Origin of the sequence: Clostridium novyi NT (genome assembly GCF_000014125.1) — a bacterium.
GTDB classification, from domain to species: Bacteria; Bacillota; Clostridia; order Clostridiales; family Clostridiaceae; genus Clostridium_H; species Clostridium_H novyi.
The window spans coordinates 636,185-655,214 of record NC_008593.1; the positions used below are offsets into that span (position 1 = coordinate 636,185).

Sequence of the window (19,030 nt, forward strand, 5' to 3'; positions counted from 1 at the left end):
AGGGGGAAATTATGAAGACGAAAGATTTAGTATTGGTAGCAATATTTGCTGCACTTACAGCAATTGGGGCATTTATTAAAATACCAATTCCAAATGTACCCTTTACGCTACAATTCTTTTTTTGTGCTTTTTCAGGCATGTTACTTGGGGCAAAACTGGGTGCATTATCTCAAATTCTTTATGTAGCTATGGGACTTCTAGGAATTCCTATATTTACAGAAGGTGGAGGGTTTATGTATGTAGTAAAACCTACTTTTGGGTATCTAGTTGGATTTATAGTAGGAGCTTATGTAATTGGATTTATATCGGAAAGAGTAAAAGAATTAAATTTTATTAAAGCGTTACGTACAACTTTAACAGGATTATTTTTTGTATATTTATTTGGAGTAATTCATTTTTATCTAATTATGAATCTTTATTTAGGAAAAACCACATCTATAGGTTACGTTGTTTATTGGGGAGTTCTTGTATGTATAGGAGGAGATTTATTATTAAGTATAATTATTGCATTTGTATCTAAAAAAGCGTTAAAAGGATTAAAAGTGATGATTTAAAAAATTAGATAAAAGTATAAATTAATATGCCAAATGCAATAGAAAATATTTTATTTTATAATGTAAAAAAGTTAATGAATTAAATAAATTTATAAGGTTAATTAGGGGGATTATTTTGAGTAATGGAATTTTTATAGTTGGAACTGATACTGATATTGGAAAGACATTTGTAACAGGGGGAATTTTATATTTACTTAGAAAGAATGGAGTTAATGCTTCATATTTTAAGGCTGCATTAAGTGGGGCAATAAAAGTAAATGAAAGGTTAATACCAGGTGATACTAAATTTGTTTCAGATTTAAGTGGATTAAATGAAGAATATTCTTTTTTAACTCCATATGTTTTTGAAACTGCTGTGTCACCACATTTAGCTTCTAAAATTGAAAACATACCTATTAATTTAGAAGTTATAAAAAGTTCATATTTAAAAGTAAAAGAAAAGTATGATTATATAGTGGCAGAGGGTAGTGGAGGAATAGTTTGTCCAATGGTACATAATGAAAAAAGTACAATATTATTAGAAGATATCATAAAGCTTTTAGATTTAGATACATTATTAGTTGCAAGTGCAGGACTTGGATCTATAAATCATACTGTACTTACAGTGAAATATATAGAAAACGCAGGACTTAACATAAAAGGAATTATAGTAAATGGATATGATGAAAATAATATTTGTCATAGAGATAATGTAAAAATGATAAAAAAGTTAACTAGTAAAGATATAATAGCATTAATTCCAAGGATTAAAGATAATAACAATCATAAAGAAATAAAAAAGGTTTTTGATGATTTAGATTATAAAAAAATAAAAAAATGTATAGGGGCGTAATTAAAATGAATGATTATCAAGTTCGTGATTTAAAACATATTTGGCATCCATGTTCTCAGATGAAAGACTATGAAAAGTTACCACCAATAGTAATTGAAAAGGGAAAAGGGGCTTATCTTTACGATATAGATGGAAATAAATATTTAGATTGTATTTCTTCCTGGTGGTGTAATTCACTTGGACATGCCAACAAAAGAATAAATAATGCAATAAAGAAACAAATAGATAAAATAGAGCATGTTATATTTGCAAATTTTACAAATATACCAGCAATTGAACTTTCTGAAGAATTAGTTAAAATTGCACCAAAAGGACTTGAAAAGATATTTTTTAATGATAATGGTTCATCTTCAGTAGAAGCTGCATTAAAAATGAGTTTTCATTATCATCAACAAATTGGAAACACTAAAAAAACAAAATTTGTAGCTATAAAGGATGCTTATCATGGAGAAACATTAGGAGCATTATCAGTTGGAGATTTAGACCTATATAGTAAAATATATAAACCACTATTATTAGATACATTTAGAATAGAAGGACCTGATTGTTATAGATGTAAATATAATAAATGTAGAGAAAACTGTTATGCTGAATGTTTTGAAAAAATGGAGAGTTTTTTAGAAAGTCATCATGAAGAAATTTGTGCTGTAATAATTGAGCCAATGATACAAGGGGCAGCTGGTATGAAGATATATTCTCCTTGGTATTTAAAAAAACTTAGGAAAATATGTGATAAATATGATATACATTTAATTGCAGATGAAATTGCAGTGGGTTTTGGAAGGACAGGAAAGATGTTTGCCTGTGATAATGCAGGTATAACGCCAGATATGATGTGTTTGTCTAAAGCACTTACAGCTGGGTATATGCCAATGTCTGTTGTTATGATAACTAATAAAATTTACAATGCTTTTTATGATGATTACAATAAAATGAAGGCGTTTATGCATAGTCATACTTATGCAGGCAATGCAATGGCATGTGCGGTGGCATTAGAGAGTTTAAAGATTTTAAAGGAAGATAATATACTTGAAAAAAATAAAGAGAAAGCAAAATATTTAAAGGATGAATTATATAGGAAGTTTTATGTACACAAAAATGTTGGAGAAATAAGACAGTTAAGTCTCATTGCAGCAATAGAATTAGTACAAGATAAAGAAACTAAAGAAGGTTTTCCATGGCAAGAAAGAGTAGGCTATGAAATATATAAATTAGCACTTAAAAAGGGGTTGCTTTTAAGACCTCTTGGAAATGTAATTTATTTTAACTTTCCATATGTTGTGGAAAAAGAAGATTTAAAATTTGCAGTGGAGACGGCTAAGGAATGTATGGAAGAATTTTTAGTTTTAAGGGAGAAGAAAGTATATGGTAAATAGATTATTAGATAAAATAATAAATGAGGGTTATGATATTTCCTATGATGAAGCAGTAAGACTTATTGATGAGGATATAGATAAAGTTCTACAAGGAGCCAAAAAGCTGAGAAAGGTATTTTGTGGAAAACATGTGGATTTGTGTTCAATTATAAATGCAAAGTGTGGAAAATGTTCTGAAGACTGTAAATTCTGTGCACAATCAATATTTTATAATACAAATATAAAGACTCATCCATTGTGCAGTTATGATGAAATTTTAAAATTAGCTAAGGAAAATGAATTAGAAGGGGTTCATAGATATTCATTAGTTACATCTGGTAGGGGAATTTCAGGAAAAGAATTTGAAGATATATTAAATATATACAAAAAACTAAAAGAAGATACTAAAATTAAATTGTGTGCATCTCTTGGGATAATATCTAAATATCAATTAAAAAAATTAAAAGAAGCTGGAGTTAGTAGATATCATCATAATCTTGAAACAAGCAGAGAATTTTACTCAAAAATTTGTACAACACACTCATATGATGAAAGAATACAAACAATAAAAAATGCAAAAGGGGTAGGGCTTGATGTATGTTCAGGTGGAATTATAGGGCTTGGAGAAAGCTTTATAGATAGAATAAATTTAGCCTTTGAACTTAAAAATCTTAAAATTAGGTCAATCCCAATAAATATTCTTATGCCAATAGGAGGCACACCTCTTGAAAACCAAAGAAAATTAAATAATGAAGAAATACTTAAAACTATTGCCATTTTTAAATTCATAAATCCTAAAGCAGATATAAGACTTGCTGGAGGGAGAGGAAGTCTTGAAAATTATGGTGAAGAGGCATTTCTATCAGGTGTATCAGCTACTATAACAGGAAACTATCTCACAACACAAGGAAATGGAATAAAAAATGATATAAAACTTTTAAATAAATTAGGGTTAACAGTATAGATATATTTAATTAAAAGATATACGCAAATTTTTAATGTATCAATGGTAAAAGTAAATATAGAATATAAAGTAAATAATCCTATATGATAAATTATTTTAAATTTATTGTATGAGATTATATATTTTACATGTAATTACTTATTTATGAAATTATTTTGTAAATTAAATTGAATTATATTCCTATTATTATATAATATTCATGTATGAAAAAATAAGGGGGAAAAACACATGTGGATAAGTTAATGATGTATTTTATTGGGGTATTTTTTTTATTAGGTGGAATTGATTATGTTTTAGGAAATAGATTTAAACTTGGAGAAAAATTTGAAGAAGGAATAAAGACTATGGGACCACTTGCAATAGGAATGGTTGGAATATATTCTTTATCGCCTATAATATCGAAAATTGTTGCTATAAATATAGTTCCTATATGTAGACGATTAAGTCTAGATCCTTCTATAATACCTGCTATGTTTTTAGCCACAGATATGGGTGGGTATAAAATGTCCTGTCAGTTAGCTTTAAATAAACAAATGGCTGCATTTTCAGGAGTAATTATAGCTTCAACTGTAGGCACAATCATCAGTTTTACTATGCCTGTAGCACTTGGAATGATTTCTAAAGATGATAGAAAATATTTTTCAAAGGGAGTTATGATTGGAGTTATAAGTATACCCATAGGATGTTTTATGGCTGGAATATACCAAGGTATAAAATCTCAAATACTACTATGGAATCTTATGCCTATATTTATTTTTTCTATGTTATTAAGCATAGGACTTATAAAAATTCCGAGTATTCTAATTAGAATATTTAATGGAATTGGAAAGATAATAATTGTTTTAAGTATTATTGGACTTGTGATACAAGGGGTAGATGTAATATTTGGTTTTAAGATAGTAAAAGGACTTGCACCATTATCAGAATCTATGCTTATAGTTGGAAAAATAGCTTTTGTACTTGCTGGTGCATATCCAATGCTAACATTTATAAATATTGTTTTTAAAGAAAGATTCAATAAAATTGGAAAAAGTATTGGTATTAATTCCGCATCTGTTGCGGGGATTTTAGGAAATCTTGCTAGTAATCTATTGACCTTTGGTACATATGAAAAAATGAATCCAAAGGGAAAAGTAGTTTCCACTGCATTTGCTGTAAGTGGTGCTTTTGTGTTTGGTGGACAATTTGGATTTATCTCAGGAGTAGAGCCAAGTATGCTTATAAGTTTTATTATAGTTAAATTCATTTCAGGAATAATAAGTATTTTATTAGCATTATGGATTTATGAATGGGAATCTAAAAAATATAATACTAGAAAATTTGGGGAGGTCAAGGCATGACAATTAAAGAAAGAGTTGAAAAGTTAAGAGGGCTAATGAAACAAAATGGAATTGATGCTTATATAGTTCCAAGTTCAGATGCTCATCAAAGTGAGTACGTGTCAGAACACTGGAAATCAAGAAGATGGATTTCAGGATTTACAGGTTCAGCAGGAACTTGCGTTATTACTTTAGATGATGCTGGATTATGGACAGATGGAAGATATTATATTCAAGCAGCAAAACAACTTGAAGGTTCAGAAATTCAACTATTTAAGGGGGCAGAACCAGGAGTTCCAACATATATACAGTGGTTAAATTCAGTATTAGATAAAGAAAGTGTAGTTGGATTTGATGGAAATGTAGTTTCAGTAGTTGCTGTAAAATACATGGAAAAAGAATTTAAAAATAAAAGTATATCTTTAAAGTGGGACAAAGATTTAATAGATGAACTTTGGAGTGATAGACCAGCAATTCCTGATGGAAAGATATTTACATACGATGTAAAGTATGCAGGAAAATCAAGAACAGAAAAATTAAATGAAGTAAGAAAACATATGAAAGAAAAAGGTGCAAACTATTATCTTTTAACTTCACTTGATGATATAGCATGGCTTTTAAATATAAGAGGAACAGATGTACCACATAATCCAGTTATAGTATCAAATGCAGTTATATCAATGGATAAAACTTATTTATTTGTACATCTTAACAAGGTTCCAGAGGATGTAAAGAAAGAACTTGAAGGCGAAAACGTAATAGTTAAAGATTATAGTGAAATAGAAGATTTCTTAAAAACTCTTACAGAAAAAGATACTGTTTTATATGATGCCACTAGAACTAGTATATACTTATATAATTCTTTAGATGAAAAAGTAGAAAAGATACAAGAATTAAATATAACAACTGATTTTAAAGGTATTAAAAATGAAGTTGAAATAAAAAATCTAAAAAATTGTCAAGTTAAAGATGGCGTTGCCATGGTTAAGTTTATAAAATGGCTAAAAGAATCTATAAATAAAGGAGAATATGTTACAGAACTTTCTGCAGAAGAAAAACTTGAAAACTTTAGAAAAGAACAAGATTTATTTGTAGATATAAGTTTTGATACTATAGGAGCATATAAAGATCATGCTGCTATGATGCACTATAAATCTACAGAAAAAACAAATTGTCAATTAAAAAGTGAAGGTATGTATTTAGTAGATTCAGGTGGACAATACCTTGATGGAACAACAGACATAACAAGAACTATAGTCCTTGGAAAACTTACAGAAGAAGAGAAGAAACACTTTACTTTAGTTTTAAAATCTAACATAGCATTAAATACACTTAAATTCCTACATGGCTCAACAGGTTCTAATATAGATATAATCGCAAGAAGACCTATTTGGGAATATGGAATTGATTATAAGTGTGGAACAGGACATGGCGTTGGATTCTTCTTAAATATTCACGAAGGACCTCAAAGATTTAGTCCAGTACCAAATACAGTAGTATTAGAAAAAGGAATGACTATAACTAACGAACCAGGAATTTATATAGAAGGAAAACATGGGATTAGAACAGAAAACATGATGCTTGTAGTTGAAGATGAAAAGACAGAATTTGGTCAGTTTATGAAATTCGAACACATTACTTATTGTCCAATTGATCTTGATGGAGTTGATAAAGACATGTTAACAACTGAAGAAATTAATTGGTTAAATGGTTACCATAAAGATGTATATAGTAAACTTTCACCATATCTAAATGAAGAAGAAAAACAATGGTTATCAAAAGAAACTAGAGAAATATAAAAGATTAATTTAGAAGTAAATATTTAAATATTAAAGAACTCCTATGAAATAAATAGTAATTAAAATTTATTTTATAGGAGTTTTTAATTGAAAATAATTATCAAATGTGATAATTTAATATTAAATTTGAAATTTAAAGTGGGGATGATCATATGTCAAAAATAGATAAAGAAAAAGAAATAGTAGAACTTATGATAAAAATTTATTGCAGGAAGAAGCATAATCATAAAGATGAGCTATGTGATGAATGTAGCGAACTTAAGAATTATGCTCATATGAGACTTTCAAATTGTAAAATTTATAATCCAATGGCAGTTATTAAACATTTATTTTATTAGAAATTTAATGATATATTAAAATTTAAATAAAATTATTTTATACTAGGAATATTGCACCAATAAAAAAATATATTGCAAATCTATGTCGAATAATGTATACTAAACGTATACATGGATATGGTTTTAAAAATCATGAAATTGAGTAAAAAAAACTATAATTTAATTTCATGTAAAAAGTACACTAGTTTATTAAAATTAAGAAGGGGAGGAAAGAGATTGAACTTTATTAAAAAAAATTATAAAGGTGTAGTTTTAGGAGTTGTAAGTGTTGTTATAGTAGGTATGGCAGTTTTGAAACTAGACAATAAAACATTAGAATCTAAGAAGAATAACAATGCTATAGTAAAAGAAAGCACAAATGTTAATAAAAAACTTAATACAGAACCTAATAAAAAACTTAACGCAAAACCCAGTATAGAACCTAATATAAAACAAAACATTATACCTAAAGTTACATGTGATGAAAAGTCTGAAAAATCAGAACAAGGTTTATTATCAAGCTTAAAATCAGATAATAAAAAATTTAGAAAAATATCTAGAATACCACAACTAGAAAAGAAATCTAAATTAACTAAATTAGTAACTAATAAATATTTGTTAGATACTACATTTAGTAATTATACTGTACCTTATGGTGAAATAATGCCAACAAGTGTAGGAGCACTTGAGGATGAAAACCCCAATGGTAATGAAATTGATGATGCTATTTATGATTTGAAATATGATCCTCGTAAAATTTTAGCCTTTAATGGTGAAGCTGTAGAAAACTTTACACCAGCAGAAGGTTTTGAAAATCCAGATAAATATATAGTAATAAAGCGTGAAAAGAAAAGCATATCAGATTCAACAGCAGACATATCAGTTATAGATTCTATAAATGATAGAACATATCCAGGTGCAATACAACTTGCAAATAGAAATCTTGTAGAAAACAAGCCAGATATAATTTCATGCAAGAGAAAGCCAATAACTATAAGTGTTGACCTTCCGGGTATGGCTGATGATGGCAGAAAAGTAGTTACATCGCCAACATATTCTTCAGTTAAATCAGCTGTTAATTCTTTATTAGATGAATGGAATACTAAATATTCATCAAAATATGCTATTCCTGCTAGGGTTAGTTATAGTGATTCTATGGTGTATAGTAAATCACAATTATCTACTGCATTTGGATGTAATTTTAAAGCTTTAGATAAAGCATTAAATATAGATTTTAATTCTATATATAAAGGTGAAAAGCAAGTAATGCTTCTTGCGTATAAACAAATATTTTATACTGTAAGTGTAGATGCACCAGAAAATCCTTCAGATTTATTTGATGATAGTGTAACACTTAAACAATTAAAGGCAAAAGGATTAAATAAGGACAATCCACCTGCATATGTTTCTAATGTTGCTTATGGAAGAACTATATATGTTAAGTTAGAAACTACTTCTAAGAGTTTAAATGTAAAAGCTGCTTTTAAAGCATTAATTAAAAATCAAGATATAAGTGGAAATACAGAATATAAAGACATATTAAATCAAAGTTCTTTTACTGCTACTGTTTTAGGTGGTGGAGCTAAAGAGCACAATAAAGTAATAACTAAGAATTTTGATGAGATAAGAGAAGTTATAAAAAATAATGCAGAATATAGTCCTAGAAATCCAGGATACCCTATATCATATACAACTACATTCTTAAAAGATAATGCAGTTGCAACTATTAATAGCAAAACAGATTATATAGAAACTACAGCTACAGAATACACTAATGGAAAATTAGTACTTGATCATAAAGGTGGATATGTTGCTCAGTATGATATAAGCTGGGATGAAGTTAATTATGATAAGAATGGTAAAGAAATAGTTACTCACAAAACTTGGGATGGAAACTATAAGGATAGAACAAGTCATTTTAACACTGAAATATATCTAAAAGGAAATTCTAGAAATATTAATGTTAAAGTTAGAGAGTGCACAGGGCTTGCATGGGAATGGTGGAGAACTATAATAGATGATAAAAATTTACCTTTAGTTAAGAAAAGAACTATTAACATATGGGGTACAACATTATATCCACGTCATTCAGTAGAAATTCAATAAATAATAATTAAAAAATGGACATGCATCTTATATTAAAGATGTATGTCCTTACTTTTTAAGAAATTTTACCTTTGTAAATTCTTTTTTTATCTATTTTTATATTAAACTTATTTTCATATTTTTTAATAAAAGATAATTCTTTTTCTGTTACTATTGATATTGCAGTACCTAAATTGTTCCCTCTACCACATCTACCAACCCTATGAAGATAGTCCATAGAATCACTTGGAAGATCTAAGTTGAATATATGAGTGATATTAGAAACATCAAGTCCACGAGCAGCAACATCAGATGCTATTAAAATTTCATATTTTCCTTTTTTAAACCCATCTATAGCTTTTTTTCTATCTTCTTTTGAAGTTTTACCAGAAATAGAGTAAGTATTTATTTTGTGATACTGAAGTTTTGATGTGGTTACATCAATTTCTGTAGGTTTATTTATAAAAACTATAGCACGTTTAGGTTTTATCGAAGCTAAAAGCTTTCTTAAAATTTCTATCTTATCTCTAGCTTCACACTGAAAATACATATGAGATATATTCGGGTTCATAAGTTCTGATGATTTAACTTTTATAACCTTAGGGTTTTTAAGTATAACATTTGCAATATCTAGTGTTCTTTGACTTATAGTAGCAGAGAACATAAGGATTTGTGTATCACGCATTGTAGTCTTTATAACATCCTTAACTTTAGGTGCGTTACTTTTATCAAGAAGTCTATCACCTTCATCAAGTACAATAGTTTTTACAGTGTGTGCTGATATTTTTTTCTTTTTTATAAGTTCAAAAACTCTTCCAGCAGAACCTACTATTATGTGTGGTTTTTCTTTTAACTTTTCTATTTGTCTTTTAATATTAACTTCTCCAATAATAGGACAAGAAGTAATGTTGCTGTTTGAGTTTTTAGATAAAAGACTTATCTCATTATGAATTTGCATTACAAGCTCATGAGTTGGAGCAAGGATAATTACTTGCATCTCACGCTTAGTTGAATCTATCCTTTGAAATAAAGGTAGTAAATATGCAAGAGTTTTACCTGTACCAGTTTGAGATTGGGCAATTATATTTTCGTTATTCATTATTGGTGCAATTGATTTAACTTGTATATCTGTTGGAACTTCAATATTATTTTTTAAAAGTCCCTCTATTAAATTAGGATTTAATCCTAGTTGTTGAAATGATACGCTCATTTAAAATTCTCCTCTAAGTTTAGATTTTAGCAAAAATTTCTCTAAAGAACTATTATACTATATATTTTGTATAATAAACAAAGAAATAATCATATTATATGATATAATGAAGAAAATTAGATAAAGAGGTTATAACAAATGAATTTTAGTGATTTTAAATTAAGTAGTGAAATATTAAAGACAATAAAAATGCTTGGATATAAAAATCCAACTGAAGTACAAGAAAAAACAATTCCTCTAGTGCTTCAGGGAAAAGATATAATTGTAAAGTCTCAAACAGGAAGTGGAAAAACAGCTTCTTTTGGTATTCCACTTTGTGAAAAAGTAAAATTAGAGAATAAAAAACCACAAGCTTTAATTTTAACTCCAACAAGAGAACTGGCAGTTCAAATAAAAGAAGATATATCAAATATAGGAAGATTTAAAAAGGTTAAATGTACTGCTGTATATGGAAAAGAACCTATAAGTATTCAAAAGAATCAATTAAAACAAAGGGTTCATATAGTAGTTGGTACACCAGGTAGAACCTTTGATCATATTCAAAAGGGTAATTTGGATTTAAGTGACATAAAGTATTTAATTATTGATGAAGCTGATAAAATGCTTAATATGGGGTTTATAAATCAAGTAGAGGATATTATAAAAGAAATAACTAATGATAGAATAACCATGCTTTTTTCAGCAACTTTAGAAGAAAGAATAGAAAAACTATGCAAAAGATACATGAATCATCCTGAAAAGATAGAAATAAGCAAAAAAAATGTTACCACAGATATAATAGAGCAAGAATACTATAAAGTTAACCATAGTAAAAGATTTAATACATTAACTAAGGTAATATATGCTGAAGTTCCTGATAGTGCAATTATATTCTGCAATACAAAAGTTGAAGTGGGAAATGTAGCAAATAAAATGAAAAACCAAGGGTTTAATGCTAAAGCACTTCATGGCGGAATGGATCAAAAGGATAGATTGTACACTATAAATGACTTTAAAAGAGGAAAATTTCAATTTTTAGTAGCAACAGATGTGGCAGCTAGAGGGATTGATGTAGAGGAAATAACTCATGTTATAAACTACGAAGTTCCAGTAGAAAAGGAAAGTTATGTTCATAGAATAGGAAGAACAGGGAGAGCAGGACATAAAGGAAAATCTATAACATTTGTATCAGATTATGAAAAAAGAATGTTTAATGAAATAGAAGAGTATATAGGATACTCTGTTCCAGAAAAAGAAATGCCACAAGAGGAAGAAATAGAAAAGGGCAAAAAATTATTTGAAGAAAAAGCTAGACAACGACCTAAATTTAAAAAAGTAAAAGGTCATGAAATAGATAAGAAGATAACAAAGATACACATAAATGCAGGAAAGAAAAAGAAAGTTCGTGCAGGAGACATAGTAGGTGCTATTAACAATATACCTGGAATAACATCAGAGGACATAGGTATAATTGATGTACAAGATGCATTTAGTTATGTCGATATCCTAGGAAATAAGGGAAATATAGTTCTTAAAAATTTAGACACTATAAAAGGTAAAAAAGTTAGGGTGCAAAGAGCTAAAAATTAAAAGGCTGTTTTACCAAACCTATACTATGGTGATTAAATTATTAAATTATAAAAAAGTTGTGATATAATTATTTGAATAGGAATACAAAGGGGAGGAAAAAAATGCAGGAAATAGTACAATCCGTAGATAGATCTCTTTCTATATTGGAAGTATTATCTGATTATGAAAATGGGCTTGGTATTACTGAAATAAGTGAAAAGGTAAACTTACATAAAAGCACTGTACATAGATTACTAGCTACGTTGATATATAAGGGATATGTTGAGCAAGAAGATAAAGCAAATAAGTATAAGCTGACATTAAAGTTATTTGAACTAGGAAATAAAAAAATACAGAAAATGGACTTGATTACGGTAGCAAGACCATATCTAAAAGAGTTAGTGGAAAACACTAATGAAGTGGTACATTTAGTTGTAAGGGAAGGTACTGAAATCATTTATGTTGGAAAAGAAGAATCGCAAAATACAATAAGAACACACTCAAGGATAGGAAATAGAAGACCTCTTTATTGTACTGCTGTAGGTAAATCTATTTTATCTTATATGAAAGATGATGAAATTGAGGAAATATGGAATGAAAGTAATGTAGAAAAACTTACAGAGCATACTATAACCGATTTTAATGAATTTAAAAAATGTTTAAATGAGGTACGAAAAAAAAGGTATGCAGTAGATGAACAAGAAAATGAAATCGGAGTAAGATGTGTAGGAACTTCAATTTTTAACTATAAAGGCGAAATATGTGGGGCTATAAGCATTTCAGGTTCTATAATTAGTTTTACTAAAGAGAAATTAGAAGAGTTTTCAAAACTTATAATTGAATATGCAGAAAGAATATCTAAGGAACTTGGCTACAGAGAATAATGTAGTCAAGTTCCTTTTATTTTAAAAAAATGTACAATAATAAGAATTCTAAAGAATGATACATATAAAAAGGCGTAGAAGTTGATAAATTTAAAATATAAAAAAATGTTTGTTTTGATATGTGAAACTATATTTTGTATAATGAAATAAATTACACGAATATAGGAGGAGAATTATAGTGATAGAAAAAATGAATGTTTTAAAAAGAATTATGGATGTAGGGGTAGTTGCAGTTGTTAGGGCGGATAATGCTAATATGGCTGAAAAAATATCTAAAGCTTGTATAGAAGGAGGGATACCTGCTATTGAGGTAACTTTTACAGTTCCTAATGCAGATAAGGTAATTACATCTTTAAAAGAAAAGTTTACAAAAGAAGAACTTATAGTGGGAGCAGGTACAGTTTTAGATAGTGAAACAGCTAGAATAGCTATACTTGCTGGAGCGCAATACATAGTTAGTCCAGGATTTGATTCAGAAACAGCAAAACTTTGCAACAGATACCAAATTCCTTATATGGCAGGTTGTATGACTATAACTGAGATGATAAAAGCTCTAGAAGCTGGAACAGATATAATAAAATTGTTCCCAGGAAGTGCGTATGGACCAAGTATAATTAAATCAATAAAAGGACCACTTCCACAAGTATCTATTATGCCAACAGGTGGAGTTGATATAAACAATGCAGCTGAATGGATTAAAAATGGGTGTGTTGCAGTAGGTGTTGGTGGAAAATTAATTGAAGGAGCTAAAACAGAAAATTACGGAGAGATTGCTCGATTATCAAGAGAATTTGTAAATAAAGTTAAAGATGCAAGAGAGAAATTAGCTTAGGAGGAAAAGGCATGAGTAAAAAAGTTGTAACCATGGGAGAATTAATGCTCAGATTATCTACTCCAGATTATAAAAGATTTGTTCAAGCAGAATCCTTCGATGCGGTTTATGGAGGGGCAGAAGCTAATGTAGCTATATCTTTGGCCAATTTTGGATTAGATACATACTTTGTGAGTAAGGTTCCCAATAATCCTATAGGTGAAAGTGGACTAAATTCTTTAAGAAAATTTGGAGTTAAAACTGATTATGTAGCTAGAGGTGGAGACAGATTAGGTATATATTTTTTTGAAAAAGGAACTTCTATAAGACCTTCCAAAGTTGTATATGATAGATCAAAATCTTCAATGGCTACGGCAGGTCCAGAAGATTTTGATTTTAATACAATATTTAAAGATGCAGATTGGTTTCACTTTTCAGGAATTACTCCTGCTCTGGGAAAAAAAGGAATAAAGATTGCAAGGAAAGCTGTAGAAGCTGCAAAACAAAATGGTGTTAAAATAAGTTTGGATTTAAATTATAGAAAACAACTTTGGGGAATAGAAGAATTTGAAAAAGTTATGTCAGAGTTACTACAGGACGTAGATGTATGCTTTGGATGGCTTAGTAGTGTAGAGGAAAAAAAGGAGGAATATCAGGTAGCTGACTTTGCAAAAGAAGAAATTCATGTTAAGAGATTTGAAGAGATTTTTAATAAGATGATAGATAAATTTAATATAAAGTATGTAGTAACAACTATGAGAGAAAATTTTTCAGCTTCTCATAATGCCTTATCTGCTGTTATTTATAATGGAAAAGAAATATACCAATCTAAGAGATATGATTTTAATATAGAAGACAGAGTAGGTGGAGGAGATGCTTTTGCAGCAGGTATAATTTATGGATTAATTATGGAAAAGGATTATAAAAAAGCTCTTGAATTCGGAGTAGCTTCTTCTGCATTAAAACATACTATTGCTGGAGATGCTAACTTAGTAACTGTTGACGAAGTTATGGAAGTTGTAAATGGAAATACATCAGGAAGTGTTATAAGATAAAAAACTAAGGGGTTATAGAGAAATTTTATGCTATGGGTACGCTTCATTCTTAAAAAGACAAGTTCACAAGACAACATAATAAATATACAGTATAATATATTAAAAACAAAGATTATACTAGGAGAGAAAAATATGAAGGTAAGAACAAGTGATATTGTATTTAAAATGATAGAAGAGAAAATATTTAGTGGGGAATGGAACCCTGGTACAAAAATCACCTCTGAACCACAGTTAGCAAAGGAACTAAATGTAAGTAGGATGTCTGTTAGAGAAGCTATAGAAAAAATGGTGGCTTTAAACATATTAATAAAAAAGCAAGGTGAAGGTACTTTTGTTAGTGAGTTATCTACTTCTACTTATCTAAATAATTTAATACCTGCACTTATTTTGGATAAGTATGACTATATAGAGATTTTAGAATTAAGATTGGTTATGGATGTTGAAAGTGCTAAACTATGCGCTAGGAGATGTAGTGAGGATATAATAAAGGAATTAGAAAAAACATATAGTGAAATGCTTCAGTATCAAGAAGATATGGATAAATTTACGGAAAAAGATTTAGAATTTCATATGAAGATAGCGAAAGGTACACAAAACTCATTAATTATAAAAATAAATGAGATGTTAAGAGATATACTGGGCTATCATCAAAGAGGTTTATATCATACATTAGGACCTGTTGGAGGTGTTAAGGAGCATAAGTTTATACTTGATGCTATAAAGAATAAAGATGCTGAACTTGCTGGAATATTTGTACGAAGACATATAGAGAGAACTATAAAAGAATTAAAAAGTGTACAGAAGTAAATTTTAAACTATATAAAATTAAGTTAATGAATAAAACCATCTATGTATTTTTACATAGATGGTTTTTCACTTTGTGAAACCTATTTTCGTAAAGCGAACAAAAACTATTGACAAAAAAACGTTTTCAAATTAGAATGTAATTGTAAGACAACTGAGGTAAAAAATATATATTTTTTATAAAAACTCTCGAAATATCCAATAAACAATAGTAAATATACGACAACATGTCATACAAGTAGTTAAGGGGGATGATTTTAAAATGCTAAGAAGTCAAGAAATGAGATTAAAAGCGCCAGAAATGGATTCTTTAAGGATAGGTTCAGGTTGGAAAGTAGAGGAACTTTCAAAACCACAAATAATAGTAGAAAGTAGCTTTGGACACAGTCATCCAGGAAGTGCTCACTTAGATGGATTAGTTGAAGAAGCTTGTATTGGTATAAATAACAAGGGTGGTAGACCAGCTAAATATTTTGTAACTGATATTTGTGATGGGCAAGCACAAGGACATGATGGAATGAACTATTCTTTAGCTTCAAGAGAATTCATGGCTAATATGATAGAAACACATGTAGAAGCAACTCCATATGATGCAGGAGTATTCATAACAAGTTGTGATAAGTCAATGCCAGCACATCTTATGGCTTTAGCTAGGCTTAATATGCCAACTGTAGTAGTTCCAGGAGGAATAATGAATGCAGGTCCTAATATGCTAACTTTAGAGCAGATAGGAACATATAGTGCACAGTACGAAAGAGGAGAAATATCAGAAAAAGAGTTTACTACATTAAAACATAATGCTTGTCCGAGTTGTGGAGCATGTTCTTTTATGGGAACAGCATCTACAATGCAGGTTATGGCAGAAGCTTTAGGAGTTACACTTCCAGGAACAGCACTTATGCCTGCTATATCAGAAAATATTAAAATAGCAGCTAGAAATGCAGGAGAACACGCTCTTAAGCTAGTAGAAATGGGAATTAAACCTTCAGATATTATGACTAAAAAAGCTTTTGAGAATGCAATAATGGTACATGCTGCTATAGCTGGATCAAGTAATAGTTTACTTCATATACCAGCAATTGCACATGAGCTTGGAATAGAAATAGAAGCAGATTTATTTGATGAAATTCATAAGAAAATTCCTTATATATTGAATATCAGACCAAGTGGATTTTATCCAGGAGCTTATTTTTGGTATGCAGGTGGGGTACCAGCTATAATGGAGGAAATTAAAGAATTTTTACATTTAGATGTTATGACGGTTACAGGAAAAACTTTAGGAGAGAACTTAGAAGATCTAAAGAAAACTGGATATTATGAAAATTGTAATAAGTATCTTGAAGCTTTAGGAATTAAAAAAGAAGATATAGTAAAATCCAAAGATAACCCAATTCAAGCTCAAGGGGCAATGGCTATACTGAAAGGAAATTTAGCTCCAGAAGGAGCTGTAGTAAAACATTCAGCTGTATCTAAAAAATTAATGAATGTTGTATTAAAAGCTAAAACTTATAATTGTGAAGAAGATGCATTAAAGGCCGTTCTTACAAAAGAAGTTAAGCCTGGAGATGCAGTATTTATAAGATATGAAGGACCAAAAGGTTCTGGTATGCCAGAGATGTTTTATACTACAGAAGCAATAGCTTCAGATCCAGAATTGGTTGAGTCTATAGCTCTTATAACAGATGGTAGATATTCAGGAGCTACAAGAGGACCAGCAATAGGACATGTATCTCCAGAAGCTAGTGAGGGAGGACCTATAGCATTGGTTGAAGATGGAGATCTTATAAAGATAAATATACCAGAAAGATTGCTTGCAATAGTTGGGGTTAAAGGACAAGAAAAAACAGAAGAGGAAATAGAAGAAATATTAAAAGCAAGAAAAGCAAAATGGATAAAACCAGCACCAAAATATACTAAGGGCGCTGTAGGTGTTTATACAAAGCTTGCAGTATCACCAATGAAAGGAGGATATATGGAGTAATACTCCATATATCTTTCCAAGATAATTTAAATCATAGGAAATATAGAAACAATTATATAAACAATTTTTAAAGTATACTAAATTCATTTAATCTAATTTTTAATATTAATTTTAGAGGAGGAGTTTTTATGTTAACGGGACCATTATTAATTGGAGTATTTTTGCTTTCGGTAGTTGTTTTATTAGTAACTATTATAAAATTCAAATTAAATGCATTTGTATCCTTATTGCTTACATCTATATCAACAGCAGTATTAGTTAAAATGCCTGTTGAAGATATTGCAGCTACCATTTCTAAAGGGTTTGGTAACACTTTGGCAGGTATAGGTATTGTAACAGGTCTTGGTGTTATGCTTGGTAAGTTTATGTTTGAGTCAGGTAGTATAGAAGTAATGGCAAATACTATTCTTAAAAAGTTTGGTGAAAAGAATACACCACAAGCTATTGCTGTGTCTGGTTTTCTTACAGGGATTCCTGTATTTGGTGATGTAGTTTATATTATGTTTGCTCCAATGCTTAGAGTTCTTTCTAAAAAGACAGGAGTCTCTATGGTGGCATATGCTGGTGCACTATCTGTTGCAACTACATGTACATATGCTTTAGTTATTCCAACCCCAGCACCACTTGCAGTAGCAGAAGCGTTAAAAATAGATGTAGGAGTATTCTTTGTATATGCTTTAGTTTGCGCTTTTATAGGGACACTGGTTGGTGGAATTATGTACGGAAAATATGTTGATAAAGTTGATCATAAAAACAATCATACATACTCTTTTGAAGATATAAAATTAGAAGAACCGGCAGTAAAAACAGAATCTTCTAATAAAAAACCAAGTTTTATGAAATCGTTATCTATACTTCTTGTACCCATTATGCTTATTTTGGTAGGCAGCTTTGGGACAATGATTCTTGATAAAGAAAGTGGATTAACCTCTTTGCTTAAATTTATTGGTGATAAAAATGTAGCCATGCTTATTGGTGTCATTTATGCAACCATTATTTCTATGCCATATATAAAAAGCAGTGCTTCAGATATTATGACTGAAGCTGCTGATCAAGTTGGGCTAATTCTTTTAATAACAGGTGCAGGTGGTGCTTATGGTAATGTTCTTCAATCTACAGGAATTGCAGATTACATTGCATCAGCTTTATCTGGATTCGCTATTCCAATTCTAGTACTTTGCTTTATTATTTCTCAAATAATTCGTTGCGCACAAGGTTCTACAACTGTTGCTCTCTTAACAACAGCATCCATACTTACATCAACAATTGTAGCTTCAGGAGTTTCACCAATATTATGTGGAATTGCTATTTGTGCAGGTGGTATTGGATTATCACTTCCAAATGATTCTGGGTTCTGGGCAATTAGTAGATTCTTTAAAATTTCTGTTAGTGACACTATTAGAGGTTGGACAGTTGGAGGTTTTATTGCAGGTCTAGCAATACTTGCAGCAGTATCTATTTTATCATTATTCCAAGGAGTACTGCCAGGTTTAGTATAAAATAAATTTAAAT

Annotated in this window: 16 protein-coding genes; 15 read left to right on the forward strand and 1 reads right to left on the reverse strand. The window is 29.5% G+C overall.

The features are described 5' to 3' along the window. The first annotated feature begins 11 nt into the window (after positions 1 to 11). The 8 genes from NT01CX_RS02965 (at position 12) to NT01CX_RS03000 (ending at position 9,246) form a co-directional block, all read left to right on the forward strand. Positions 12 to 554 carry a biotin transporter BioY gene (locus NT01CX_RS02965; protein WP_011721556.1) on the forward strand — a complete coding sequence of 181 codons (543 nt, stop codon included), beginning with the start codon at positions 12 to 14 and terminating at the stop codon, positions 552 to 554. Between the two features lie 115 nt (positions 555 to 669). Beyond that, positions 670 to 1,386: a dethiobiotin synthase gene (gene bioD, locus NT01CX_RS02970; protein ID WP_011721557.1), complete on the forward strand. Its 717-nt coding sequence runs from the start codon at positions 670 to 672 to the stop codon at positions 1,384 to 1,386. A 5-nt stretch (positions 1,387 to 1,391) separates the two neighbouring features. Then, positions 1,392 to 2,762: an adenosylmethionine--8-amino-7-oxononanoate transaminase gene (gene bioA / locus NT01CX_RS02975; protein ID WP_011721558.1), complete on the forward strand. Its 1,371-nt coding sequence runs from the start codon at positions 1,392 to 1,394 to the stop codon at positions 2,760 to 2,762. Then, complete coding sequence (gene bioB, locus NT01CX_RS02980) at positions 2,752 to 3,705, forward strand: biotin synthase BioB (RefSeq protein WP_011721559.1); 954 nt, start codon at positions 2,752 to 2,754, stop codon at positions 3,703 to 3,705. The genes bioA and bioB overlap by 11 nt, the downstream gene beginning before the upstream one ends. Positions 3,706 to 3,935: 230 nt before the next feature. After that, positions 3,936 to 5,045 carry an ethanolamine utilization protein EutH gene (eutH, locus tag NT01CX_RS02985; RefSeq protein ID WP_011721560.1) on the forward strand — a complete coding sequence of 370 codons (1,110 nt, stop codon included), beginning with the start codon at positions 3,936 to 3,938 and terminating at the stop codon, positions 5,043 to 5,045. Continuing rightward, entirely contained in the window at positions 5,042 to 6,823 is a 1,782-nt protein-coding gene (locus NT01CX_RS02990) for an aminopeptidase P family protein (RefSeq protein WP_011721561.1), read from the forward strand. Before eutH ends, NT01CX_RS02990 begins: the two co-directional genes overlap by 4 nt. A gap of 152 nt (positions 6,824 to 6,975) precedes the next feature. After that, a complete protein-coding gene (locus tag NT01CX_RS02995) occupies positions 6,976 to 7,161 on the forward strand; it encodes a nitrous oxide-stimulated promoter family protein (protein WP_039225502.1) in 186 nt (61 codons plus the stop codon). A 216-nt stretch (positions 7,162 to 7,377) separates the two neighbouring features. Then, positions 7,378 to 9,246, forward strand: a complete 1,869-nt coding sequence (locus NT01CX_RS03000) for a thiol-activated cytolysin family protein (protein WP_039243244.1) — start codon at positions 7,378 to 7,380, stop codon at positions 9,244 to 9,246. 55 nt (positions 9,247 to 9,301) lie between these two features. On the opposite strand, the gene NT01CX_RS03005 is transcribed toward NT01CX_RS03000, so the two are convergent. Next, positions 9,302 to 10,435 (reverse strand): DEAD/DEAH box helicase, encoded by a 1,134-nt coding sequence (locus tag NT01CX_RS03005; protein WP_011721563.1) that lies wholly within the window; start codon positions 10,433 to 10,435, stop codon positions 9,302 to 9,304. Positions 10,436 to 10,573: 138 nt separating this feature from the next. Between NT01CX_RS03005 and NT01CX_RS03010 the strand changes: the two genes are divergently transcribed. From NT01CX_RS03010 to NT01CX_RS03040, 7 genes are all read left to right on the forward strand, one after another. After that, positions 10,574 to 12,004, forward strand: coding sequence for a DEAD/DEAH box helicase (locus tag NT01CX_RS03010; protein ID WP_011721564.1), 1,431 nt, complete (start codon positions 10,574 to 10,576; stop codon positions 12,002 to 12,004). 101 nt (positions 12,005 to 12,105) lie between these two features. Further along, positions 12,106 to 12,867, forward strand: coding sequence for an IclR family transcriptional regulator (locus tag NT01CX_RS03015; protein WP_011721565.1), 762 nt, complete (start codon positions 12,106 to 12,108; stop codon positions 12,865 to 12,867). Between the two features lie 178 nt (positions 12,868 to 13,045). Next, positions 13,046 to 13,699 (forward strand): bifunctional 2-keto-4-hydroxyglutarate aldolase/2-keto-3-deoxy-6-phosphogluconate aldolase, encoded by a 654-nt coding sequence (locus NT01CX_RS03020; RefSeq protein WP_011721566.1) that lies wholly within the window; start codon positions 13,046 to 13,048, stop codon positions 13,697 to 13,699. Between the two features lie 11 nt (positions 13,700 to 13,710). Beyond that, entirely contained in the window at positions 13,711 to 14,733 is a 1,023-nt protein-coding gene (locus NT01CX_RS03025; protein WP_011721567.1) for a sugar kinase, read from the forward strand. A 132-nt stretch (positions 14,734 to 14,865) separates the two neighbouring features. After that, positions 14,866 to 15,540 carry a FadR/GntR family transcriptional regulator gene (locus NT01CX_RS03030; RefSeq protein WP_011721568.1) on the forward strand — a complete coding sequence of 225 codons (675 nt, stop codon included), beginning with the start codon at positions 14,866 to 14,868 and terminating at the stop codon, positions 15,538 to 15,540. A 259-nt stretch (positions 15,541 to 15,799) separates the two neighbouring features. Next, on the forward strand, positions 15,800 to 17,518 hold the full coding sequence (ilvD, locus tag NT01CX_RS03035; RefSeq protein ID WP_011721569.1) for a dihydroxy-acid dehydratase: 1,719 nt from the start codon (positions 15,800 to 15,802) through the stop codon (positions 17,516 to 17,518). Between the two features lie 128 nt (positions 17,519 to 17,646). After that, positions 17,647 to 19,017 carry a GntP family permease gene (locus NT01CX_RS03040; RefSeq protein ID WP_011721570.1) on the forward strand — a complete coding sequence of 457 codons (1,371 nt, stop codon included), beginning with the start codon at positions 17,647 to 17,649 and terminating at the stop codon, positions 19,015 to 19,017. The last annotated feature ends 13 nt before the right edge of the window (positions 19,018 to 19,030 follow it).